Origin of the sequence: Pseudomonas sp. 2725 (assembly GCF_050434585.1) — a bacterium.
In the GTDB taxonomy this organism is placed as follows: Bacteria; Pseudomonadota; Gammaproteobacteria; order Pseudomonadales; family Pseudomonadaceae; genus Aquipseudomonas; species Aquipseudomonas jessenii.
In genome coordinates, this window is the sequence record NZ_JBNDIV010000007.1 from 151,560 (window position 1) to 175,998 (window position 24,439).

Below are 24,439 nucleotides of genomic sequence, written 5' to 3' on the forward strand. Positions count from 1 at the left end.
ACAATGACTAGTTTGCATGCCGACGAGGCCTTCCTCGGCCATTACCAGTTGAGTCATGACCCTTTTGCTCCACGGGTGCCTGGCTTCAAATTTTTCCCGGCCCAGCGCAAACCTGTGCTGGGACAACTGCATCACCTGGCCCGTTACAGTCAGTTGCTGCTGGTGGTCACTGGCCCAGAAGGCAGTGGCAAGACCCTGTTGCGTCAGGCTCTGGTCGCCAGCACCAACAAGCAATCGGTACAAAGCGTGGTGGTTTCTGCCCGCGGCGCCGGCGATGCGGCCGGGGTACTGCGTCTGGTGGCCCAGGCGTTGAACGTCGGCCAGGCTGATGCCGACGCTATTCTGGCCCAGGTGGTGCAGCTTGCACTGACCGGGCAGGAAGTCTATCTGCTGGTCGATGACGCCGAACAACTCGACGAGTCCGCCCTTGAGGCTCTGATGGTCCTGGCTGCCGGTGCGCCGGAAGGCCGCCCGCATGTGTTCCTGTTCGGTGAGACCTCGCTGATTGCTCAGCTTGAGGCTTTGCATCTCGAGGAAGAGCGTTTCCACGTCATCGAGCTGCAGCCCTACACCGAAGAGGAAACCCGCGAATATCTGGAGCAGCGGCTCGAAGGCGCTGGTCGCGGTATCGAACTTTTCACCGCGGATCAGATCTCTGATATTCACGAAAGCTCCGAAGGTTGGCCTGGCAGCATCAATCAGGTCGCCCGCGATGCAATGATCGAAGCCATGATCGCCAGCCGCTCAGCGGTCAAGCGTCCAAAAATGGGGTTCAATATGCCGAAGAAACACGTGTTGGCGATTTCCGCCGTGGTCGTGGTCGCGGTAGCTGCCGCCTGGTTGATTCCAGGTCGCAACAAGGCACCGACCGCCGGTGCTCCGGCCAATGAACAGGCGCAACTGCCGCTTGGCCAGGGTCAGCCAACAGCGAATGGCGGCGCTCCGGCCGTAGAATTCGCTGGCAACACGCAGCCGATGCCATTGCCGTTGGTCGGTAACTCGCAACCGGTAATGCGCGGTCCGCTGGCTGAAGCGGCAGGTGGCATTACCGAAGGTGACGACGGCGTGCCGGTTGAAGGCTCCAGCGCCACTCCGCCGACCGTAACCACCACTGCGCCGCCTGTGGGCGTTCCTGCCGGCCCAGCGCCGACACCAGCGGCCAAGCCGACGCCTGCGCCGACTCAGGTCGCCACCGCCAAGCCAGCGCCTGTACCAGCGCCTGCTCCAGTGGCCAAGCCTGCACCAGCGCCAGCCAAGCCAGCCGTTGCCGCGGCGGCCAAGCCTGCCGAGAAACCGGCTCCGGCGGCCAAGGCCGCTGGCGGCACCTGGTACGCCGGTCAGGCACCGGGTAACTACGTGGTGCAAATCCTCGGCACCAGCTCCGAAACTGCCGCACAAAGCTTCGTCAAGGAGCAGGGCGGCGAGTACCGTTATTTCAAGAAAGTCCTCAATGGCAAGCCGCTCTACGTGATCACCTACGGCAACTTCGCCAATCGTGATGCAGCCGTTTCCGCCATCAAGGCCTTGCCAGCGAAGGTTCAGGCTGGTAAACCTTGGCCTCGCACTGTCGCCAGCGTCCAACAGGAACTGGCAACAACTCGCTGAAGATTCGGCGGCCTTACCCAGGCCGCCTCTCCAAGCACCTCAAAATTTCTACAAGTGCGCGCAACCTTCCGGGCTGCGTGCCTTGTGGTGTCTGCGTCACAGTAGTCTTTGAGTCGTTGCGGTCAGAATTAAAAAAAGTTTTGACTAGCACAGCAGATCGCTTTAAACCTTTCACAAATGCGACATAGATTTGCGACATTTCGTCGTCAAATTTGTGAGCCTCTGTGTCGGTGTGTACAATGACCTCCCTTTTGCCCCCGCAAAGCTGGCGTACGTTCGGCGCGGTTGGTAAGTGGTTGAATTGAAAAGAAATTTGCTTCGCGAGAAGCAGCCTGGTGAGAAAGTGTCTATGAAAGCAGGTCTGTACCAACCAGATGAATTCAAGGATAACTGCGGTTTCGGCCTGATAGCCCATATGCAGGGCGAGCCCAGTCATACCCTTTTGCAAACGGCCATTGAGGCCCTGACCTGCATGACCCACCGCGGTGGGATTAATGCCGACGGCAAGACCGGTGACGGTTGCGGTCTGCTGATTCAAAAGCCGGACGTGTTCCTGCGAGCCATCGCCCAGGAAACCTTCGGCGTCGAAATGCCCAAGCAATACGCTGTGGGCATGGTTTTCTTCAACCAGGACCCGGTGAAGGCCGAAGCTGCTCGCGAGAACATGAACCGCGAGATCCTGGCCGCCGGTCTGCAACTGGTCGGCTGGCGCAAAGTGCCGATCGACACCAGCGTCCTCGGCCGTCTGGCCCTTGAGCGCCTGCCGCAAATCGAGCAAGTGTTCATCGGTGGTGAAGGCCTGAGCGATCAGGACATGGCCGTCAAGCTGTTCACCTCCCGTCGTCGCTCGTCCGTGGCCAACGCCGCCGACACCGACCACTACGTGTGCAGCTTTTCCCACAAGACCATCATTTACAAGGGCCTGATGATGCCGGCGGATTTGACCGCCTTCTATCCGGACCTGAGCGATGAGCGCCTGCAAACCTCGATTTGCGTGTTCCACCAGCGCTTCTCCACCAACACCCTGCCGAAATGGCCGCTGGCCCAACCGTTCCGCTTCCTGGCGCACAACGGCGAGATCAACACCATCACCGGCAACCGCAACTGGGCCGTGGCCCGTCGCACCAAGTTCACCAACGACTTGATGGACCTGGAAGAACTCGGCCCGCTGGTCAACCGCGTCGGTTCCGACTCCTCGAGCATGGACAACATGCTGGAGCTGATGGTCACCGGTGGCATCGACCTGTTCCGTGGCGTGCGGATGATCATTCCGCCTGCGTGGCAGAACGTCGAAACCATGGACCCGGATCTGCGTGCGTTCTACGAATACAACTCGATGCACATGGAACCGTGGGACGGCCCGGCCGGCGTGGTAATGACCGACGGTCGCTACGCGGTGTGCCTGCTCGACCGTAACGGTCTGCGTCCGGCGCGTTGGGTCACCACCAAGAACGGTTTCATCACCCTGGCCTCGGAAATCGGCGTCTGGAACTACCAGCCTGAAGACGTGATCGCCAAGGGTCGCGTTGGCCCGGGCCAGATCTTTGCCGTGGACACCGAAACCGGTCAGATCCTCGACACCGATGCGATCGACAACCGCCTGAAGTCCCGTCACCCGTACAAGCAATGGCTGCGCAAGAATGCCCTGCGCATCCAGGCGACCATGGAAGACAACGACCACGGTTCGGCGTTCTACGACGTCGATCAGCTCAAGCAATACATGAAGATGTACCAGGTCACGTTCGAAGAGCGCGACCAGGTGCTGCGTCCGCTCGGCGAGCAAGGTTACGAAGCCGTAGGCTCGATGGGCGACGATACGCCGATGGCCGTGCTGTCCCAGCGCGTGCGCACGCCGTACGACTATTTCCGCCAGCAGTTCGCGCAGGTCACCAACCCGCCGATCGACCCGCTGCGTGAAGCCATCGTCATGTCGCTGGAAATCTGCCTCGGTGCCGAGCGCAACATCTTCCAGGAGTCGCCGGAACACGCTTCGCGCGTGATCCTCAGCTCGCCGGTCATTTCCCCGGCCAAGTGGCGTTCGCTGATGAACCTCGATCGTCCGGGCTTCGAGCGCGCGATCATCGACCTCAACTACGACGAAAGCGTCGGCCTCGAAGCGGCGATCCGCAACGTGGCCGATCAGGCTGAAGAAGCCGTGCGCGCCGGTCGTACCCAGGTTGTGCTGAGTGACCGTCACATCGCCCCGGGCAAGTTGCCGATCCACGCCTCTCTGGCTACCGGCGCGGTGCACCACCGTCTGACCGAAAAAGGCCTGCGTTGCGATTCCAACATCCTGGTGGAAACCGCGACCGCTCGCGATCCGCACCACTTCGCCGTGTTGATCGGTTTCGGCGCCTCTGCCGTTTACCCGTTCCTGGCCTACGAAGTGCTGGGCGACCTGATCCGTACCGGTGAAGTGCTGGGCGACCTCTACGAGGTGTTCAAGAACTACCGTAAAGGCATCACCAAGGGCCTGCTCAAGATCCTGTCGAAGATGGGCATCTCGACCATCACCTCCTATCGCGGAGCACAACTGTTCGAAGCGATCGGCCTGTCCGAGGAAGTCTGCAACCTGAGCTTCAAGGGCGTGCCGAGCCGCATCAAGGGTGCGCGTTTCGTCGACATCGAAGCCGAGCAGAAAGCGCTGGCCACCGAAGCCTGGAGCCCGCGCAAGCCGATCCAGCAGGGTGGTTTGCTGAAGTTCGTCCACGGTGGCGAGTACCACGCCTACAACCCGGACGTGGTCAACACCCTGCAAGCCGCTGTGCAGCAGGGCGACTACAGCAAGTTCAAGGAATACACGTCGCTGGTGGACAACCGTCCGGTGTCGATGATCCGCGACCTGCTGAAAGTCAAAACCCTCGACACTCCACTGGATATGAGCGAAATCGAACCGCTGGAGTCGGTGCTCAAGCGCTTCGACTCCGCCGGTATCTCCCTGGGCGCCCTGTCGCCGGAAGCTCACGAAGCCCTGGCCGAAGCCATGAACCGCCTCGGTGCGCGTTCCAACTCCGGCGAAGGCGGCGAAGACCCGGCGCGCTACGGCACCATCAAGAGCTCGAAAATCAAGCAAGTGGCCACCGGCCGTTTCGGTGTAACCCCGGAGTACCTGGTCAACGCTGAAGTGCTGCAGATCAAGGTTGCCCAAGGCGCCAAGCCAGGCGAGGGCGGTCAACTGCCAGGCGGCAAGGTCAATGGCCTGATCGCCAAGCTGCGTTATGCAGTGCCGGGCGTGACCCTGATTTCGCCGCCGCCGCACCACGACATCTACTCGATCGAAGACTTGTCGCAGCTGATTTTCGACCTGAAACAAGTCAACCCGAAGGCACTGGTCTCGGTGAAACTGGTAGCAGAAGCCGGTGTTGGCACCATTGCCGCCGGTGTGGCCAAGGCCTACGCGGACTTGATCACCATCTCCGGCTACGACGGCGGCACCGGCGCGTCGCCGCTGACCTCGATCAAGTACGCGGGCGCTCCGTGGGAGCTCGGCCTGGCCGAAACCCACCAGACCCTGCGTGGCAACGACCTGCGCGGCAAAGTGCGGGTGCAGACCGACGGCGGCCTGAAAACCGGCCTCGACGTGATCAAGGCGGCAATCCTCGGCGCTGAAAGCTTCGGCTTCGGCACTGCGCCAATGATCGCCCTGGGCTGCAAATACCTGCGCATCTGCCACCTGAACAACTGCGCCACCGGCGTCGCGACCCAGAACGAGAAGCTGCGCAAGGATCACTACATCGGTACCGTCGACATGGTGGTGAATTTCTTCACCTACGTCGCCGAAGAAACCCGTGAGTGGCTGGCCAAGCTGGGTGTGCGCTCCCTCGAAGAGCTGATCGGCCGTACCGATCTGCTGGAAGTCCTCGAAGGCCAGACCGCCAAGCAGCATCACCTGGACCTGACCCCGTTGCTGGGCAGCGACCACGTGCCGGCGGACAAACCGCAGTTCTGTGGCGTTGAACGCAACCCGCCGTTCGACAAGGGCCTGCTGGCCGAGAAAATGGTCGACATGGCGACCTCGGCGATCAACGACCTGAGCGGCGCTGAATTCGCCCTGGATATCTGCAACTGCGACCGTTCCATCGGCGCACGGATCTCCGGCGAAATCGCGCGCAAGCACGGCAACCAGGGCATGGCCAACGCGCCGGTCACGTTCCGCTTCAAAGGCACGGCCGGGCAGAGCTTCGGCGTGTGGAACGCCGGCGGCCTGCACATGTACCTCGAAGGCGACGCCAACGACTACGTCGGCAAGGGCATGACCGGCGGCAAGCTGGTGATCGTTCCGCCGAAGGGCAGTGTCTACCGCACCCAGGACAGTGCCATCATCGGCAACACCTGCCTGTACGGTGCCACTGGCGGCAAGCTGTTTGCCGCCGGCACCGCGGGCGAGCGTTTCGCCGTGCGTAACTCCGGTGCCCACACCGTCGTGGAAGGCACTGGCGATCACTGCTGCGAGTACATGACCGGTGGTTTCGTCTGCGTATTGGGCAAGACCGGTTACAACTTCGGCTCTGGCATGACCGGCGGTTTCGCCTACGTGCTCGACCAGGACAACACCTTCGTTGACCGGGTCAACCACGAACTGGTGGAAATCCAGCGGATCAGCGGCGAGGCGATGGAAGCCTACCGTAGCCACCTGCAACGCGTGCTGAACGAGTACGTCGAGGAAACCGACAGCGAGTGGGGTCGTGAACTCGCCGAGAACCTCGATGACTACCTGCGCCGTTTCTGGTTGGTCAAGCCCAAGGCTGCCAGCTTGAAAACGTTGCTTTCCAGCACCCGTGCCAACCCGCAGTGATATGCGCCTGAAGAGTTTGATGAGGTTTTAAAATGGCTGAACGTCTGAATAATGACTTCCAGTTCATCGAGGTCGGGCGCAAGGATCCGAAGAAGAAACTGTTGCGTCAACGCAAGAAAGAGTTCGTGGAAATCTACGAACCCTTCAAACCCCAGCAGTCGGCCGACCAGGCCCACCGCTGCCTGGGTTGCGGTAACCCGTATTGCGAATGGAAGTGCCCGGTGCACAACTTCATTCCCAACTGGCTGAAACTGGTGGCCGAGGGCAACATCCTCCAGGCCGCCGAGCTGTCGCACCAGACCAACACCCTGCCGGAAGTCTGCGGCCGGGTGTGCCCGCAGGACCGTCTGTGCGAAGGTGCCTGCACCCTCAACGACGGCTTCGGCGCGGTGACCATCGGTTCGGTGGAGAAGTACATCACTGACACCGCATTCGCCATGGGCTGGCGCCCGGACATGTCCAAGGTCAAGCCGACCGGCAAGCGTGTCGCGATCATCGGTGCGGGCCCGGCGGGCCTGGGCTGTGCCGACGTGCTGGTGCGCGGTGGCGTGACCCCGGTGGTGTTCGACAAGAACCCGGAAATCGGCGGTCTGCTGACCTTCGGTATCCCCGAGTTCAAGCTGGAAAAGACCGTGCTGAGCAATCGTCGCGAAGTTTTCAGCGGCATGGGCATCGAGTTCCGCCTCAACACCGAGGTGGGCAAGGACGTGACCATGGAGCAACTGCTCGAAGAATACGATGCCGTATTCATGGGCATGGGCACCTACACCTACATGAAGGGCGGTTTTGCCGGTGAAGACCTGCCGGGCGTGTACGACGCACTGGACTTCCTGATCGCCAACGTCAACCGCAACCTTGGCTTTGAAAAGTCGCCGGAAGATTTCGTCGACATGAAAGGCAAGAAGGTCGTGGTCCTCGGCGGCGGCGACACGGCGATGGACTGCAACCGTACGTCGATTCGTCAGGGCGCCAAGTCGGTGACCTGCGCCTATCGTCGTGACGAAGCGAACATGCCGGGCTCGCGCAAAGAGGTGAAGAACGCCAAGGAAGAAGGCGTGAAGTTCCTCTACAACCGCCAGCCGATCGCCATTGTCGGTGAAGACAAGGTCGAAGGCGTGAAGGTGGTCGAGACCCGTCTCGGCGAGCCGGATGCCCGTGGCCGTCGCAGCCCCGAGCCGATCCCGGGCTCCGAAGAGATCATCCCGGCCGACGCCGTGGTCATCGCCTTCGGTTTCCGTCCGAGCCCGGCACCGTGGTTCGAACAGTTCGAAATCCAGACCGACAGCCAGGGCCGCGTGGTGGCGCCTGAGCAAGGTCAGTACAAGCACCAGACCAGCAATCCGAAAATCTTCGCCGGTGGCGACATGGTTCGCGGTTCTGACCTGGTAGTGACGGCGATCTTCGAAGGCCGCAATGCGGCTGAAGGGATCCTGGATTACCTGGGCGTCTGACCCCGACCCAGAACCCAATGTAATACCCCCTGTGGGAGCGAGCTTGCTCGCGATAGCGGTGGATCAGTCAGCAGAGATGTTGAATGTGAAGTCCTCATCGCGAGCAAGCTCGCTCCCACAGTTGTTTCGTGGTGTAACGAATACCGCGTTTACATTGCGACAAATTGACCCGATAGACAAAAGGCTGACCTGCAACCGTGCCTTTTGCGCCCGGCTCTGAGAAAATGCCCTCACTTTTTTTCCGGATGCCGACATGACTGCCCTGAAGAACGACCGTTTCCTGCGCGCCCTGCTCAAGCAACCCGTAGACGTCACCCCCGTGTGGATGATGCGTCAGGCCGGTCGCTACCTGCCTGAATACCGCGCCAGCCGTGCCAAGGCCGGTGATTTCATGAGCCTGTGCATGAACCCGGCGTTCGCTTGCGAAGTCACGATGCAGCCGCTCGACCGCTATCCACAACTGGACGCGGCGATCCTCTTCTCCGATATCCTGACCATCCCCGATGCCATGGGCCAGGGCCTGTACTTCGAAACCGGCGAAGGTCCGCGCTTCAAGAAAGTCGTCAGCACCCTGGCCGACATCGAAGCCTTGCCGATTCCTGATCCGCACAAAGACCTGGGCTATGTGATGGACGCGGTCAGCACCATCCGCCGCGAACTGAACGGCCGTGTGCCGCTGATCGGCTTCTCCGGCAGCCCATGGACACTGGCCACCTACATGGTCGAAGGCGGTTCGTCGAAAGACTACCGCAAGACTAAAACCATGCTCTACGACAATCCGCAAGCCCTGCACCTGCTGCTGGACAAGCTCGCGCAGACGGTTACCAGCTACCTCAACGGCCAGATCATGGCCGGTGCGCAAGCGGTGCAGATCTTCGACAGCTGGGGCGGCGCCCTCTCGGCGGCGGCGTACCAGGAGTTCTCCCTGGCCTACATGAAGAAAATCGTCAGCGGCCTGATCCGCGAGCACGAAGGCCGCAAGGTGCCGGTGATCCTGTTCACCAAGAGCGGCGGTCTGTGGCTGGAAAGCATCGCCGACGCTGGTGCTGATGCACTGGGCCTGGACTGGACCTGCGACATCGGCAGCGCCCGCGCCCGTGTCGGCGACAAGGTCGCCCTGCAAGGCAACATGGACCCGACCGTGCTCTACGCCAAGCCGGAAGCGATTCGTGCGGAAGTCGGGCGCATCCTGGCCAGCTACGGCAAAGGCAGCGGCCATGTGTTCAACCTCGGCCATGGCATCACGCCGGAAGTCGATCCGGAACACGCTGGCGCCTTCCTGCGCGCGGTGCATGAGTTGTCGGCGCAGTATCACGAATAGCGATTGCCCGTTTCGACAAAGCCTGTCCCGCCTCGTGCCGGACAGGTTTTTTTGTGCCGTTCAAAAGCTCAATCGATAAAGCATCACTTGTTGTAAGAATGTTTTCTTTCTTTGTCGGATCGAGGAATGGAGAGACTGTTCCTGCCTCGTGCGGCGATTACTCCTACATAGAATTTTCTTCCACCCCCGTAAGGTTCCAGGCCCTTGTCCGGCGTATCGCCGAACAATCACGAAGCGAACAGGGGCGCCCACAAGGCGCCCTGTTTTCGATAAGCAGTCTGGAATACATCATGAAAATCAAGTTTGAAAAGAGAAGTGCCTTAACCGCCTGCACTTCATCGATGATCCTGTTATCGGCAATGCTGGCCTCTCAAACCGTTTCCGCCCATGGCTATCTGGAAGTGCCGCCTTCGCGCGCGCTGGCTTGCCAGAAAGGCTTGAACACTAACTGCGGTGGCGCCCAGTACGAGCCGCAGAGTGTTGGTGAAACCTTCAAAGGCTTTCCGGCCGGCGTCGGCGGTGCTCCCTTGCAGGGACCGGTCGATGGCAAGATCGCCAGCGGTGGTCACTCGCTGTTCTCTGCCATGGATGCGCAGTCCGCCACCCGTTGGCACCTGACGGAAATCAAGGACCGCAACATCGATTTCCAATGGCATTACAAGGCAGTTCATCCGGCCACCAAACACGAGTACTTCATCAGCCGAAACGGCTGGAATCCGAACGAATCGCTCAAGCGCGCCACCTTCGAAAGTACCCCGTTCTGCACCGTCGATGGCGGCAATAAAATGCCGTCTAACAGCGACAAGCACAACTGCACTATCCCGGCAGATAAATCCGGCCAGCATGTCATCCTGGCGATCTGGACCGTCGGTGATACCGATGCAGCGTTTTATAACGCCGCCGACGTGAACATTCTCGCTGAACCGGCGCTACCGGGTGGCTGGTCTTCCGTAGGCAGTATTTCCGCCGCGACCGAGCTGCTGGTCGGCGACAAGGTCAAGGCCCGCGCATTCTCCGCCAATGGCGAGAACCCGGATTACAGCGTCGAAATCAGCATCGACAACGCTGAGGAAGGCTCGCCGCAAGACTGGTCCTTCAAGCTGGCGGAAAAAATCAACGCGACCCACAAGCTCATCCGCGCCGGTATTCGTGATGAAAACGGCAACATCGAGCCGATCCGGGGCAACAACACGCTGTACGCACAAAAAGAAAGCGGTGTAACCCGCTACGAAGTGCAACTGGACATGAAGGAAGACACCGCAGCGCGCATGTCGGTGGCCTCGCAGCAAGCCGAATACGTTCTGGATAAAGGCCGGGCCAAGGTCGAGTTCAGCATGATTGCGAACCGCCCGATGAACGTCGAAGCGACCTTGCTCGACCAGAACAACAAACCGGTAGGCACCACGTCGGCACAAGTGGCCAGCGGCTCCACCTGGCTGTCCATGGATGTACGCAGCAACCCGGGTGCGCACACCCTGACCCTGGTCGGCACCACCCTGGATGGCCGCACCACCCGTCAGGACACTCAGACCACCCAACTGACTGGCGAAGGTGCCGGCGTCGAATACGATTTCGTGTTTCCTGAAGGCCTCGGCGACTACACCGCCGGTACCAAGGTTCTGCAACCGAAGACCAACGAAGTCTTTGAGTGCAAGCCATTCCCCGAGTCGGGTTACTGCAAGCAGTACAGCCCCACAGCCAACGGTTTTGAACCAGGTGTCGGTGCTCACTGGCACATGGCATGGAACAAGTTGTAAGTCCCCCTTGTAGCACTTCAGGCGATCGGTAGCCGATCGCCTGAAGCTTTATTCTTCTGACGTTGATCGAGTTGAAAATGACTGTTTCGGGTTATTCCAGACAGCGCGTGCTGCTGCATTGGTTGTCTGCCGCGGTGATCCTGTGGACCTTGCTGTCTGGTTTTCTTGTGGCCGGTTTCGAGGTGTCAGCGCACATCAAGGAGTCGGTTGCGTTCTTCAATGTTTCGCTGACGACAGTGTTCATACCGTTTTACCTGTGGCGCCTGTTTCTGTTTTTCACTCATACCCGTTTTTCGGGCATGAAGTCGTTGTCGCTTGTCGAAGTGCTCGCATTGTTTGCCCACGCATTGATTTACCTCTTCGTCGGTGCCGTTCTGGTGACCGGCGTGTTGATGATGGATCGCCCGATCGATGTATTCGGGGTGATCGAGATCGATCAGCCGTTAAGCGATCCACAACTGATCGTTCTGTTCGTCACGGTTCACACGTGGGTATGTGTGGTGCTGTCGCTGCTGCTGGTCGCGCACATCGGCGCCGTCATCGTGCATGAGGCCTGCAACCACCGGGTGCTGCAACGGATGTCTTTGCGCCTGTGTGGCAAGCCTGGGTCCGGGCGACTTGAGTGAGGCCATGGTGATGTTTTCGCGCGAACGCTTGACCGGACTTGCCTTGCTTTTGAGCAAGGCGAGCCTGCTGGTTGTGCCGCTGGCCTATGGGGCGTTCCTGGGCTGGCAGGAGTGGCGCTATCGCGAACAGTTGGTGCTGCCGGCACCGGTCGAAACCTCGCGAACCGCTCCCGCACCCCGTCAAGCGCTCGACGCAACGGCGGTTGCAACGGTGCTCGGTCTGACGACGGGTGCCGAATTGCTGCCGAGCGCGGAACCGCTGACCTTGAAGGCAAGCTTCGTCGTCACTCACGGCTTGTCCCGGGTGTTGCTGGCAGACTCGCAAGGCGCGCGCATCTACCAGGTCGGCGAGCGCCTGCCCGGTGGCAGCATCTTGCGTCGCGTTGAGCCCGATCACGCGGTGTTGTGGAGCAAGGGCCGAGAGGCATTGTTGACGCTCCAGCCTCCCGTCACGGGTTTCCTGCAACGGCTCGCCCCCCACGGCAAGCCGCAAGTGCCGAACGTTTCTCCGCGTTTTTTTAGCCCGCTTGCCGGGCCGACAGAGTGATCAACTTCATGAATAGCTTTCTCGGTGCACAAGCACTGCGGCCGGTGCTTTTTTTCGTCGCCATGGCGCTAACGCTTTCCCAAGGCACACTTCAGGCCGAGGAAGAAAAATGGCAACTGGCGATGAACAACGCAGAGCTGCGCGACATCGTCGAAGAGATCTCCAACATTCTCGGGACCACCGTGGTACTGGACCCCAAAGTCTCCGGTCGAATCACCGTCATGTCCCGGCAGGCCCTCGATCGTGAAGGGGTGCGCCGGTTGTTCTATTCGGTGCTCGATGCCCATAACTTCACAGTGATCGATGAGGGCGACCGGATTCTCATCACCCCGGTTGCCGAGGCCAGGACACGGGCCGGCCAGGGCACGGTAAAAACCACCACGGCGTCGCAGTTCGTGACCGAGGTCATCGCGTTGAACACCGGTAGCGCCACCGATATTGCCGGGTTGGTGCGGCCATTGGTCTCTGCCAATGGTTATGTCGGCCCCTCGGTGTCGGCCAACGCGTTGGTGCTGACCGATACGGCCGCAAATGTGAAGCGCATCGCCCGGGTGATCCGTGAACTGGATTCCGGTCAGAACAACCTGCACGCGGTGGTCCAGCTCAAGCATGCCCAGGCGGGCGATGTCGCGCCGGTGATCGAGGCCTCCATGGGCAAGCGCAATGCCGAGTCAGCCATACAGGTGCTGGCCGACACCAGGACCAACCGCCTGATTTTCATTGGCCCGCCGGTCGTCCGCCAGCGGCTGATCGAGCTGGCCCGAGGTCTCGATACGCCGGCCACCACGACCCTCGACAATGCCCGGGTGATTCGCCTGCGTCACAGCGATGCCAAGCAGTTGGCCGAGATTCTGGAGTCGATGGGGCAGGGCAGAAAGCAGACTTCCGTCGTCGGCAGCGCCAAGGACACGTCTGGCGGTGCAAGCTTCATGATCAAGGCCGACGAAAGCCAGAACGCGCTGGTGCTGATCGCCGAACCCGCGCAGGTGCGGACCATCGAAAACATCGTGCGTCAGCTGGACCAGCCACGGGCCCAGGTGTTGATCCATGCCGCCATCGTCGAAATCTCCGGCGACATCGCCGAGGCCGTCGGCGTGCAGTGGAACCTCAACACGGGTGACGCCAAGGGCTTCATCAACTTTCCCGGCACCGACATTCCGATCATCGGCGGGCTGAAGTTCGACGAGAAAAGATCGGCGCCGGAAGGGGCGATCCTGCAACTGGGCGGCGACCGCTTCGGTGCGCTGGTTTCGGCCCTGGCCAGCAACACCCACAGCAACCTGCTGTCCACGCCAAGCCTGTTGACCCTGGACAATCAGGAAGCCGAAATCATCGTCGGCCAGAACGTGCCGTTCAAGACCGGCTCCTATGCCACCAACAGCAACGGCGCGGAGAATCCGTTCACCACCGTCGAGCGCAAGGACGTCGGCATCAGCCTGAAGATCAAGCCTTACATCAACGAAGGCTCGACGTTACGCCTGGAGGTCGAGCAGGAGGTGTCGGACATCGCGCCTTCGGTGTCGGGCATTGATTCCTCGGACCTGATCACCAACAAGCGAGCGCTCAAGAGCACCATCCTCGCCGACGATGGCGAAATCATCGTGATCGGCGGCCTGATCAGGGACAGCGTGCGTACCCAGAAAAGCGGCGTGCCGCTGTTGCGGGACATTCCCTACCTCGGCGCTATCTTCCGCTGGAATCGTGACACCCAGACCAAAAGCAACCTGATGGTGTTCTTGCGCCCGACCATCGTGCGCAGCAAGGAAGACCTGTCCCAGGTCAGCCAGCAGCGTTACAACGCGCTGCGTGACTTGAGCAAATCAGGGGCGGGGGAAAACAACTCGTTGTTGCTGCCATCCGAGGCGCGCGGGTTGTTCGAACCGGCCACCGACGCGCCAGTGTTCGATTTGCGCGGCAAGGCGCAGTGAATCCATGAGCGAACTCTGCGAGCAATTGCCCTTCGGCTTCGCCCGGCGTTTTGGTGTGTTGCTGGAGCATGACGGCGACGACCTGCGCCTTGCCCTGCGTAGTGATGCGCCGCTCACCGCATTGGCGGAAGCGCGCCGGGTGTGCGGACGGGCGTTGCCGTTTCAAATCGTCGGGGCCGATGAGTACGCCTCGCGCCTGGCGGCGGCCTATCGCGAGGGGCGCAGTGCGGTGGAGCAAGTTGCCCAAGGGCTGGACGAAGAACTGGACTTGCTCAGCCTGGTCGATCAGGTCCCGCAAACCGCCGACCTGCTGGAGCAACAGGGCGACGCGCCGATCATTCGCCTGATCAACGCGTTGCTCGGTGAAGCGGTGCGTGAGCATGCCTCGGATGTGCACCTGGAAACCTTCGAACAGTACCTGTCGGTGCGTATGCGGGTGGATGGCCAACTGCGTGAAATGCTCAGGCCCAAGCGCGAACTGGCGACACTGCTGGTGTCGCGGATCAAGGTCATGGCGCGCCTGGACATCGCGGAAAAACGCGTACCCCAGGATGGGCGAATGGCGTTGCGCCTGGCCGGGCATGAAGTCGATGTGCGGGTCTCGACGCTGCCTTCGGCCCACGGCGAACGGGTGGTGCTGCGTTTGCTCGACAAGCAGGCCGGGCGCCTGGACCTGCACCGGCTGGGCATGCCGGACGATATCCTCGCGGCCCTGCGCCATCTGTTGGGCAAGCCCCACGGTATTGTGCTGGTGACCGGGCCGACCGGTTCCGGCAAGACCACCAGCCTGTACGCCGCCCTGAGCAGCCTGAACGACCAGACCCGCAACATCCTCACGGTCGAAGACCCGATCGAATACCACCTGCCGGGTGTCGGCCAGATGCCGGTCAATCCGAAGGTCGACATGACCTTCGCCCGGGGCCTGCGGGCGATCTTGCGCCAGGACCCGGACGTGGTGATGGTTGGCGAAATCCGTGACCGCGAAACCGCCGAAATCGCTGTCCAGGCGTCCTTGACCGGGCATCTGGTGCTCTCGACCTTGCACACCAACAGCGCGGCCGGCGCGGTCACGCGGCTGGTAGACATGGGCGTCGATGCCTATCTGCTGGCGTCCTCGCTGGTGGGCGTTCTGGCCCAGCGTCTGTTGCGCACCTTGTGCCCCCATTGCAAGGTTTCGTACCTCGCCGATGCGGCGGCCTGCCAGCGTCTTGGGCTCGACACGAGCACGCCGCACACCCTGTTCAAGGCCTCGGGCTGCGAACGGTGCCAGCACGGCTATCGCGGCCGCATTGGCATTTACGAGCTGATCAGCGTCACACCCGCCGTCTCGGCGCTGATCCATCAGGGCGCCAGCGAGCAAATCCTCGTCGACGAAACGCGCAAGGTCTCGCGCAGCCTGTTCCAGGACGGGCGCCAGCGGGTGCTGGAAGGATTGACCAGTCTCGATGAGTTGCTGCGTGTGACCCAGGAGAACTGACCGGTGCCGACCTTCGACTACCGCGCCCGCGATGCCCAGGGACGATCCTGCAAGGGACGGCTGGAGGCCGATGGGCCCCGCCATGGGCGACAGTTGTTACGTGAACGTGGTTTGTGGCCGCGTGTCTTGACCGAGGTCAGGGGCGGCGGTGCGGGTCAGCAGTCGCGAGGTGGACGCCTGAGTGCTGCTGATCTGGCGTTGTTGACGTTGCAACTGTCAACGCTGGTTCAGGCCGGACTACCCCTGGAGGAAGCGCTCGATGCGGTGGCGAAGCAGAGCTCGAAGCGCAAGGTTGCGAGCTTGCTCTGGGCGGTCAGAGGCCGGGTGATGGAAGGCCACGCACTGGCCTCGGCATTGGGGCAGTTTTCCAGGGCCTTCCCCGAGTTGTTCCGCGCCACCGTGGCCGCCGGGGAACGCTCGGGGCATCTGGGCCATGTGCTGGAGCAACTGGCGGCCTACACCCAGGCCCGCCAGGCCTCGCGGCAAAAGATCCAGATGGCCCTGGTGTACCCGTTGATCCTGATGTTGGCCAGCTTGGCAATCGTCGGTTTTCTGCTTGGTTATGTGGTACCGGATGTGGTGAAGATCTTCGTCGACAGCGGCCAGACGCTGCCCTGGTTGACCCAGGCACTGATCGGCGTGAGCAACGGCCTGCGCAACCATTTCCTGTTGTTGATGGGCTTGCTGGCGACGCTGTTCGGCCTGTGGCGCTGGAGCTGGCAGCAGCCGCAGTGGCGCCTGCGCTGGCATCGTTGGGTGCTGAATGCGCCAGTCCTCGGTGAAGTGCTGCGTGCCATGGAAGCCGCACGGTTTGCCAGCACCCTGGCAATCCTCGGCAAAAGTGCCGTGCCGTTGGTGGATGCCCTGGAAATTGCTGCTGCGGTCATCGGCAACTTGACCATCCGCGCGCGGATGGTCGATGTCGCCCGCTCGGTCCGCGAAGGCGCAACGCTGACCCGTGGCCTGGAGCTGAGCGGTGACATCCCGCCGATGATGCTGCACATGATCGCCAGCGGCGAACGTGCCGGCGAACTCGACCGCATGCTGGCCCGGGCCGCCGAACAACAGGAAAACAGCCTCGCCGCGCGCATTGCGCTGGTGGTGGGCCTCTTCGAGCCGGCCATGCTGGTGTTGATGGGCGGCGTCGTGCTGCTGATCGTCATGGCCATCCTGCTCCCGATTCTCAGCCTCAACCAATTGGTGAATTGATCCATGCAACCTGTCCGCAAAAGCCTTTCCCGTGTGCAACGCGGTTTTACCCTGATCGAAATCATGGTGGTGGTAGTCATCATCGGCGTGCTGGGGGCTATCGTGGTGCCACAGTTCATGAGTCGCCCCGATCAAGCCAAGGTCACTGCCGCCAGAATCGATATCCAGGCCATCGCCACAGCCCTGGAAATGTATCGCCTCGACAACGCCCATTACCCATCGACCCAGCAAGGCCTGGAAGCGTTGGTCAAGCGCCCCTCCGGACTGCCCGTGGCGCGTGGCTGGAACCCTCAGGGCTACCTTAAGAGCATGCCGGTCGACCCGTGGAACACGCCTTATCAGTACCTCAACCCGGGTGTGCGGTCGGTAGACGGAACTTACGACCTGTATTCCCTGGGCGCTGATGGCGTAGCGGGCGGCGAAGGGTTTGCCGCCGAAATCGGCAATTGGGGCCATTGATCCGTGGGTTACCGCTGTCGGGGGTTTACGTTATTGGAACTGATGATCGTGATTGTCGTGGTTGGCGTCTTGCTGGGCATGGTGAGCTTTGTCGGTGGGGGCAGTCCCGCGCGCGAGGTCAGGCAGGAAGCCGAAGCGATGGTTCAGGTGATTTATCAGTTGCGTGAGCGTGCGGTGTTCGAAGGCCAGGAATATGGCCTGCGGCTGAGTGCCCGTGGCTACCGGCTGATGCATCTGGGAGTTCGTGGGTGGGAGCCGGTGAAGGAACTGACTGACTGGCCCCTGAGCGTGCGAGTACGTTTGCAGCAGGACGGCTATGCGGTAGGGCTGGACGCCGAAGAAGGACCGCCGCAGTTGCTGTTGCTCAGCAACGATGAAACCAGTGCCTTCACGCTGACATTCGAGTCCGGCAACAGGACCTGGTTGAGCCTGTCCGGCGATGGCATCGGCGAGGTGGCGATCGATGGCTAGCCGGTCATCCTTGTCGTCCATGGGCGGCTTCACGCTGCTGGAAATCATGGTGGCCCTGGCGGTCTTCGCGACACTGGCGGCAGCCGTGCTGTCGGCCAGTCAATATGCGGTGAAGCAGCGCAACGCCGTCGAGACACGGCTGTTCGCGGCGTGGCTGGCGGACAACCGATTGAACGAGCTACGCCTGCAATCCGGCCTGATGGCCGGCCAGCAACAACAGGTCGTGTCCATGGATCAGCGCGACTGGGTGCTGCAACAGCACATCAGCGTCACCCGCGATCTGCGTTTACTCCAGGTCGACATTCAGGTCAGCCCGGCGAACAGTGCGCACGCGTTGTATCGTGCCAGCGGTTGGATACCCGCGAGCCATGAGTAGGCAGCGTGGGTTCACCTTGCTGGAGCTGGTCATCGCCATGGCCATCTTCGCCGTGCTGGGGCTGGCCAGTTGGGGCTTGTTCGATAGCGTGCTGCGAGTGCAACAGGGCACGGCGGCCCACGAGCGAGAGCTGAGGAACCTGCAACGCGCGATGGCGGTGATCGAGCGGGATCTGCTGCACGTCGCTGCGCAGCCGATGGTGCTCGCACCGCCGCTTTTTCAGTTCCAGCGCAGTCACTGGCGCAATCCTCTGGACCAACCGCGCAGTGAGCGCCAGATGCTGACCTATCGACTCGAAGGCAGCGTGCTGTGGCGCGAAAGCCAGGGCGAAGGTACGGAGTTCGTGCAACGGCAAAGACTGCTCGAAGGCGTTCGTGAGTTGCGCTGGCGTTTGTTCGACAGCCAGTCCGGCTGGGTCGCTCAATGGTCGGCCGGGCAGGATACGAAGGCGCTCATGGCGCTGGAGGTGCAAATCTCGGCCGGGCGCTTCAAATCGATTCGTCGGGTGTTGCCGATGCCGGGTGCATTGCCATGAGCGGGCGCCAACGCGGCATTGCGTTGATCAGTGTATTGCTGGTCATGAGCCTGGCGCTGCTGATCACCGGCGGCTTGTTGCGCAGCCATCACCTTTCGCTGCAAAGCAGTGGGCAACAGTTGCTGCAGATACAGCTGCGGCAGCTCGCATCGGACGGGGAAACCTGGGCGTTGTTGCTGTTGCGCGACGCGTTACAGGACGCGGAAAAACCCGTCGAGCGGTTTCAAGGCTGGACGGCCATGGCGCCGGGTTTCGACGTTGAAGATGCGCAGATCCGAATTGATATCGATGACCTCGCCGGGCGTTTCAATCTCAATGCGTTGTTACGCCAGGGGCAGGTGGATCAGGTCACCCTCAACCGTTGGGCGCGCCTGCTCGAACTGCTCGAACTGCCTCCTCTGCAACTGAGCCAGGTGGGACCGCTGGAGGAACTGAGCCAGCTGCGCTTGCTGCCTGGCATTGACGCTCGCCTGCTGCAGCGGCTGGAGCCCTGGGTGGCACTGCTGCCCACCGACACCGCCTTGAACATCAACACCGCGCCGGCGCTGCTGTTGAGAACACTCGGCGAGGTGGACGCCGCGACCGCCGATGCGCTGGCGCATCAGGCGGCAACCACGCCCTGGGCGAGCGTCCAGGCGTTTACCCAGGACCCGTTGCTCTCCGGGCAGGGCCTGAGCAATCACGGACTTGGTACCCAAAGCCGCTGGTATCGGATAAGGGTGCAGGTGACCCGGGACGGGCGCGAACAGCACCTGGCCACGGATGTCGGGCACGACCCCAAGGCTCGACAGCTGACGGTGCTGCAACGACGTTTTCTTCCCATGAGTAGCCACGAGAGACCGCGATGAACACTTGGCTTTACCTGACCGCCGAGGGGCAGGACGCGCCATCCGGCCTTTGGCCCTGCGTCCTGTGGTCGCCAACCTGTCAACGTCAGCCGATGCCACTGAATCAGGCGGCCTCGGCATTGCAGGGGCAGGCGGTCGATGTGCTGCTGCCCATGGAACTGTGCAGTTGGGTTCGCAGCGAGCCATGGCCTTCGCGACGCAGGCCCGAAGCCCAGGCCATGGCCTACGCCGTGGAAGATCAACTGAGTGAAGCGCTGGAAGTTGTGCATCTGAGCGTTGGCGCTCGTGATCGTGAAGGCTGCTACCCGGTCATGGTCATTGGCCGCGAGCGGTTGGCCGCTGTGCTCGACTTGCTGCGCGAGGCGGGTATTGAGGTGCGCGGGGTGTTCGTCGATGCCGATCTGTTGTCCGGCGATCAGCCGTGCGGCGCCTGGTGGTTCGGGCGCTGGTTGTTGGGTGCAGGCCTGTCGGCGCGCCTGGCGATGTCGCAAGACGACCTGAAGTTGCTCACTCAGTCATTACCCAAGGACATGCAATGGCTGGATGAGCGAGAGTCCCCCGCCGTCATCGACCAATGCCTGACTCAGCGCCCGACCCGGGCCATCAACCTGCTGCAAGGCGCATTCGCCCTACGGGGCAAGCGTCTGCCCTGGCGTGCCGGCGGGTGGGCGCTGTTGATGCTGGCGCTGTTGACCTGGGGTGCCAGCGAAACGCGGATTCGCTTCCTCGACAGCGAAGCCAGCCGCCTCGCAATCCAGAATGAACTGCGATTCAAGACGCTCTACCCGGAGCAAAGCCGCATCGTCGACATGGCCGCGCAACTCAAGGCCCTGCAAAGCCAGCCTGTCGAATCGCAAAACACCCGCATTGCAGGGCTGGTCCAGTTGATCGAACAGGTGATCGGCGCCAGTCCGGTCGAGGTCCGACGCATTGAGTTTCGAGCAGGCGAAGGCTGGAAAATCCAGCTGACCGCCAGCGGCTTTACCGAGCTGGAGCAGTTGCGGGAACGCGGGCGACAACAAGGCACGCCCGTGAGGCTCGACAGCGCGAACAAAGCCGCTGACCGGGTGCACGCCACCCTCACCGTGGAGGACGAGGCATGAAGCAGGCATGGCGGCGCATTTCCGTGCGAGAACAGCGGCTGTTGCAGGTATCGGGGGCTTTTTTGTTGGCGGTTGTGGCTTTCAGCCTGATCTGGCAACCGACCCGGCAGCGGTTGGAAACAGTCGAGCGACAGTATCAACAGCAGGCGGTGCTGGCCGCGCAACTGCAACGGGCGTTACCGCGCAGCCATGTCCCCGTCGACAGCGAAAAACCGCTATCGCTGCGCATCAGCGAAAGTGCCACGGCGGCGGGGCTGGAAATCCGTCAGATGGAGAGTGAAATCGATCTGCTTCGCGTGACCCTCAATGGCAACGCGCAACCCTTGATGCAGTGGCTCGATGGGATCGAGCGCGATGGCGTCGCGCTACAAACCCTGACGCTGGAGAAGCGTGACGATGCCCTGGAGGCGCGGGTGGTGCTCAAGTAGCCGAGGTGTTCTGCGGCAACAACGGTAACTTCGCCAGCTTCAACGCGATCAGCAGCGCAATCACCAGCAGCGTGCCGATGAACAACCCGATCCCGTTCCAGCCGCCCAGGTGCCAGAACACGCCACCCACCGTACCGGCGATGCTTCCCCCGGCGTAGTAGCTGAACAGGTACAAGGACGATGCTTGCCCCTTGGCCCTGGTGGCGCGGCGACCGATCCAGCTGCTGGCCACCGAGTGGGCGCCGAAGAAGCCGAAGGTAAAGATCAGCATGCCGATGATCACCAGCGGCAATGGCGTAAACATCGTCAGGGCGAGACCACCGATCATCAGCGCGATGGTGCTCCAGAGCACTTTGCGGCGGCCGAGTTGGTCGGCCAGCGAGCCGATTTTCGCTGAACTGTAGATGCCGGACAGGTACACCACCGACAGCAACCCGACGAAGGCCTGTTCCATGTGGTACGGCGCGGCCAGCAGGCGGTAGCCGATGTAGTTGAACAGCGTGACGAACGCGCCCATCAGCACAAAGGCTTCTAGAAACAGTAGCGGCAGGCCAGCGTCGCGAAAGTGCATGGTGAAACCGTCGAGCAGGCTGCGCGGATGCAGCGAGCGGGCGCGGAAGTTGCGCGATTCGGGGAGGATTTTCCAGAACACCGCCGCGGCAATCAGCGCCAGGCCACCGATCACCAGCATCGCCGTGTGCCAGCTGACGAAGTCGATCAATACCCCGGTGATCAAGCGTCCGCTCATCCCGCCAATCGCGTTGCCACCGATGTACAAACCCATGGCAAGGCCGATGTGCTGTGGGTGGATCTCTTCGCTCAGGTAGGTCATGGCGACCGCCGCCAGACCGCTCAACGACAATCCAATCAGCGCACGCATCAGCAGCACACCGTGCCAGCTCGGCATCATTGCACTGGCCATGGTGCACAGCGCAGCGGCGAACAGTGCTGCCACCATCACCGGTTTACGTCCGATACGGTCGGAAATCGGGCCAGTGATCAGCAGGCCGATGGCAAGCATGCCGGTGGCGATAGACAGGATCAGGCTGCTTTGCGCCGCGTTGATGGAGTACTCGTCGGACAGCAGCGGCATCATCGGCTGCACGCAGTAGAGCAGGGCGAAAGTCGCGAAGCCGCCGCAGAACAACGCCAGCACCGTGCGCATGAACGCCGGGGTGCCTTTTTCGATGTAGATCTCCGCCAGCTCAGCGGCGATAGCGTCCGGCGCTGAAGGTGAAACTTCATGGGCGAGTGGGGCGACAGCAGTTTTCACGTGGGACCTCGGAGGGCGCAGCCGGTCAGGCAGTGAAAAAAGCATATAGCTGGCTAATGATTCAATCCAATATATTGTTCGACCTGTTTGATAGCTTTTACGACCTAATGGGGTTTCCATGGAATTGCGTCATCTGCGCTACTTCATCGCCGTCGCCGAAGAACTGCATTTCGGCCGCGCCGCACAAGTGCTGGGTATCTCCCAGCCACCGCTGAGCCAGCAAATTCAGGCGCTGGAACAGGAAGTCGGCGCCCGGTTGTTCGAGCGAACCAATCGTCGGGTCGAGCTGAGCGAGGCCGGTCGGCTGTTCCTGGAAGAGGCGCGGCTGGTGCTGGCGCAGGTCGACAAAGCGGCGGATGTCGCGCGACGGGCGCAACTGGGCGAGTTGGGTGAGCTGAAAATCGGCTTCACCTCGTCGGCACCCTTCAACTCGACCATTCCCCAAGCGATTTTCTCTTTCCGCCAGCGCTTCCCGGCGGTGCACCTGAACCTGCGGGAAATGAGCAGCACCCAGGTGGCCGATGCGCTGGTGGACGAGTCGATTGAAGTCGGGATCATGCGCCCGCTCGGGCTGCCGGATTGCCTCAGCGTGGTCGAACTGATGCGCGAGCCGCTGGTCGCGGTGCTCAGTTCCAAGCATCCGCTGGTCGAGGGCAGCGAGGAGGGCTTGTTCCTGTCTGCCCTGGCGCTTGAGCCCTTTGTGTTTTTTCCACGCAGCTACGGCAGTGGCCTGTATGCGCAGCTGCTCAGCCTGGCCCGGGACTCCGGCTTCAGCCCGCACTTCGCCCAGGAGGCCGGCGAGGCGATGACCATCATCGGGCTGGTGGCGGCGGGGCTTGGTGTGTCGGTGCTGCCGGCGTCTTATCAGCGGATGCGCATTGATGGCGTGGTCTATCGACCGCTGCTGGATCCGGCGGCGGTGTCAGCGGTGTGGCTGGTGCAGCGCAAGGATCAGAAGTCGGCGATGGCCAAGGCGTTTGTGGAGTTGTTGACGCGGAAAGTTGAGCCGTTGGAGGTGTGACTGCTTTGCAGTGAATTGATTTGTCTGCCGGGCGTCGACACATCAGAAAGACTGGTTGAGCGGGTGTAGCTCAACGGCTACACTCGGTGCATGACGGAGATCCTTCGAAGTTCAACATTCTCTGGCTGGCTGTTAAAGCTGGCCGATAGTCGCGCCAGGATGCGTATTCAGGTGCGAATTGACCGCATGGCCGATGGGAATTTCGGTGATGTAAAAGCCATCGGAGAAGGGTTGAGTGAAGCACGTATCGACTATGGTCCCGGTTATCGGATCTATTTCATGCAGCAAGGCAGCCAGTTGGTCATTCTCCTTTGTGGCGGAGACAAAAGCAGCCAACCCCGTGACATCAAACAAGCCAGGCTCATTGCGAAATCCTGGCAGGAGCAAAACCCATGACCGAACAATTCACTCGCTGGGACTCTGCCGAGTACCTCAAGACCGAAGAGGACATGGCTAATTACCTGGATGCTTGCATGGAAGAGGCGGGAGATGACCCTGCGTTCATCGCCAAAGCACTAGGGACTATTGCACGTGCTCGCGGCATGACTCAGGTCGCACGGGATGCGGGGCTTTCTCGGGAAAGTCTTTATCGTGCATTGTCAGGTGAGGGGAATCCGGAGTTCGGCACCATCCTGAAAGTCGTTAAGGCATTGGGCTTGAAATTACACGCCAGCACCTGAATTACTGCCAATGTTCCCGAAAGGGGCTTGTGAGACTCTGAGGATCCTGGGCAACCAGCTATCGCAGAGCCAGGCAGGTACAGGGCGATGACAAGCCGACCTGTCTGTGAAGGGGCGCCGAAAGGCGCCCTTTGTCGTTTCTGGGTTTTTGACTGTAGGAGCGAGCCTGCTCGCGATGAACTAAAGAACGCCGCGTTAATCCAGGAAACACGCGTCATCGTTAACGACCATCGCGAGCAGGCTCGCTCCTACAGAAGATCAGAAGCTTCACCACTGTTTGTGGGACTTTTCTGAAGTGCTTCCGACAGGCTACAGCGCCTTGCGGCGTTACCTACAACTACTCCAGAATCCGCCGGCTTGTGCGCTTTGAGGGGCATCGCTAACTTGATTCGCGTCACTGATTGTCAGTGGTCGGGTTTAGTAGCCCGCTTTCCATATCTAGCGCATTGGCGCTCCTGATAGGCAGGTATCTCTATACCTGCCCTTGACGGTAGCTGTGCGCAGGGCGCCTTCGGGTGCGCCGGATTGA

Annotated in this window: 21 protein-coding genes; 20 read left to right on the plus strand and 1 reads right to left on the minus strand. The window is 61.3% G+C overall.

Annotated features, from left to right (window positions below; all coding sequences use genetic code 11):
• Positions 1–3 precede the first annotated feature (3 nt).
• The 17 genes from ABIE16_RS20820 to gspM all read left to right on the plus strand — a co-directional run bounded on the left by ABIE16_RS20820 (position 4) and on the right by gspM (position 20,936).
• Complete coding sequence (locus tag ABIE16_RS20820; RefSeq protein ID WP_429521835.1) at positions 4–1,605, plus strand: AAA family ATPase; 1,602 nt, start codon at positions 4–6, stop codon at positions 1,603–1,605.
• A 349-nt stretch (positions 1,606–1,954) separates the two neighbouring features.
• Entirely contained in the window at positions 1,955–6,400 is a 4,446-nt protein-coding gene (gene gltB / locus ABIE16_RS20825) for a glutamate synthase large subunit (protein ID WP_223501820.1), read from the plus strand.
• Positions 6,401–6,432: 32 nt separating this feature from the next.
• Complete coding sequence (locus tag ABIE16_RS20830; protein WP_007997363.1) at positions 6,433–7,851, plus strand: FAD-dependent oxidoreductase; 1,419 nt, start codon at positions 6,433–6,435, stop codon at positions 7,849–7,851.
• 253 nt (positions 7,852–8,104) lie between these two features.
• Positions 8,105–9,172 carry a uroporphyrinogen decarboxylase gene (gene hemE / locus ABIE16_RS20835; protein WP_057712346.1) on the plus strand — a complete coding sequence of 356 codons (1,068 nt, stop codon included), beginning with the start codon at positions 8,105–8,107 and terminating at the stop codon, positions 9,170–9,172.
• Positions 9,173–9,462: 290 nt separating this feature from the next.
• Positions 9,463–10,929 carry an N-acetylglucosamine-binding protein GbpA gene (gene gbpA, locus ABIE16_RS20840; RefSeq protein ID WP_090452685.1) on the plus strand — a complete coding sequence of 489 codons (1,467 nt, stop codon included), beginning with the start codon at positions 9,463–9,465 and terminating at the stop codon, positions 10,927–10,929.
• 77 nt (positions 10,930–11,006) lie between these two features.
• Positions 11,007–11,555 carry a cytochrome b gene (locus tag ABIE16_RS20845; protein ID WP_090452687.1) on the plus strand — a complete coding sequence of 183 codons (549 nt, stop codon included), beginning with the start codon at positions 11,007–11,009 and terminating at the stop codon, positions 11,553–11,555.
• Positions 11,556–11,559: 4 nt separating this feature from the next.
• Positions 11,560–12,102 (plus strand): hypothetical protein, encoded by a 543-nt coding sequence (locus ABIE16_RS20850; RefSeq protein ID WP_429521836.1) that lies wholly within the window; start codon positions 11,560–11,562, stop codon positions 12,100–12,102.
• A gap of 8 nt (positions 12,103–12,110) precedes the next feature.
• Entirely contained in the window at positions 12,111–14,030 is a 1,920-nt protein-coding gene (gene gspD / locus ABIE16_RS20855) for a type II secretion system secretin GspD (RefSeq protein WP_429521837.1), read from the plus strand.
• A 4-nt stretch (positions 14,031–14,034) separates the two neighbouring features.
• Positions 14,035–15,507, plus strand: a complete 1,473-nt coding sequence (gspE, locus tag ABIE16_RS20860) for a type II secretion system ATPase GspE (RefSeq protein WP_429521838.1) — start codon at positions 14,035–14,037, stop codon at positions 15,505–15,507.
• 3 nt (positions 15,508–15,510) lie between these two features.
• Positions 15,511–16,716: a type II secretion system inner membrane protein GspF gene (gene gspF, locus ABIE16_RS20865; RefSeq protein ID WP_429521839.1), complete on the plus strand. Its 1,206-nt coding sequence runs from the start codon at positions 15,511–15,513 to the stop codon at positions 16,714–16,716.
• A gap of 3 nt (positions 16,717–16,719) precedes the next feature.
• The gene (gspG, locus tag ABIE16_RS20870) at positions 16,720–17,175 is read left to right on the plus strand and encodes a type II secretion system major pseudopilin GspG (RefSeq protein WP_429521840.1); all 456 of its coding nucleotides are present in this window, start codon (positions 16,720–16,722) and stop codon (positions 17,173–17,175) included.
• 3 nt (positions 17,176–17,178) lie between these two features.
• Positions 17,179–17,646, plus strand: a complete 468-nt coding sequence (gene gspH / locus ABIE16_RS20875; RefSeq protein WP_429521841.1) for a type II secretion system minor pseudopilin GspH — start codon at positions 17,179–17,181, stop codon at positions 17,644–17,646.
• Positions 17,639–18,022: a type II secretion system minor pseudopilin GspI gene (gene gspI / locus ABIE16_RS20880; protein WP_429521842.1), complete on the plus strand. Its 384-nt coding sequence runs from the start codon at positions 17,639–17,641 to the stop codon at positions 18,020–18,022. The genes gspH and gspI overlap by 8 nt, the downstream gene beginning before the upstream one ends.
• Positions 18,015–18,557, plus strand: coding sequence for a type II secretion system protein GspJ (locus ABIE16_RS20885; RefSeq protein WP_429521843.1), 543 nt, complete (start codon positions 18,015–18,017; stop codon positions 18,555–18,557). Before gspI ends, ABIE16_RS20885 begins: the two co-directional genes overlap by 8 nt.
• On the plus strand, positions 18,554–19,405 hold the full coding sequence (locus tag ABIE16_RS20890; RefSeq protein WP_429521844.1) for a type II secretion system protein GspK: 852 nt from the start codon (positions 18,554–18,556) through the stop codon (positions 19,403–19,405). The genes ABIE16_RS20885 and ABIE16_RS20890 overlap by 4 nt, the downstream gene beginning before the upstream one ends.
• On the plus strand, positions 19,402–20,508 hold the full coding sequence (gene gspL, locus ABIE16_RS20895; protein ID WP_429521845.1) for a type II secretion system protein GspL: 1,107 nt from the start codon (positions 19,402–19,404) through the stop codon (positions 20,506–20,508). Before ABIE16_RS20890 ends, gspL begins: the two co-directional genes overlap by 4 nt.
• Complete coding sequence (gene gspM / locus ABIE16_RS20900) at positions 20,505–20,936, plus strand: type II secretion system protein GspM (protein WP_429521846.1); 432 nt, start codon at positions 20,505–20,507, stop codon at positions 20,934–20,936. Before gspL ends, gspM begins: the two co-directional genes overlap by 4 nt.
• Here gspM and ABIE16_RS20905 read toward each other — a convergent pair.
• Positions 20,929–22,209 carry an MFS transporter gene (locus tag ABIE16_RS20905; RefSeq protein WP_057712332.1) on the minus strand — a complete coding sequence of 427 codons (1,281 nt, stop codon included), beginning with the start codon at positions 22,207–22,209 and terminating at the stop codon, positions 20,929–20,931. The genes gspM and ABIE16_RS20905 overlap by 8 nt on opposite strands.
• Before the next feature lie 118 nt (positions 22,210–22,327).
• Between ABIE16_RS20905 and ABIE16_RS20910 the strand changes: the two genes are divergently transcribed.
• The 3 genes from ABIE16_RS20910 to ABIE16_RS20920 all read left to right on the plus strand — a co-directional run bounded on the left by ABIE16_RS20910 (position 22,328) and on the right by ABIE16_RS20920 (position 23,910).
• A complete protein-coding gene (locus tag ABIE16_RS20910; RefSeq protein ID WP_429521847.1) occupies positions 22,328–23,230 on the plus strand; it encodes a LysR substrate-binding domain-containing protein in 903 nt (300 codons plus the stop codon).
• A gap of 90 nt (positions 23,231–23,320) precedes the next feature.
• Positions 23,321–23,626 (plus strand): type II toxin-antitoxin system RelE/ParE family toxin, encoded by a 306-nt coding sequence (locus ABIE16_RS20915; RefSeq protein WP_090452714.1) that lies wholly within the window; start codon positions 23,321–23,323, stop codon positions 23,624–23,626.
• A complete protein-coding gene (locus ABIE16_RS20920; RefSeq protein WP_007943750.1) occupies positions 23,623–23,910 on the plus strand; it encodes an addiction module antidote protein in 288 nt (95 codons plus the stop codon). The genes ABIE16_RS20915 and ABIE16_RS20920 overlap by 4 nt, the downstream gene beginning before the upstream one ends.
• Positions 23,911–24,439: the final 529 nt, after the last annotated feature.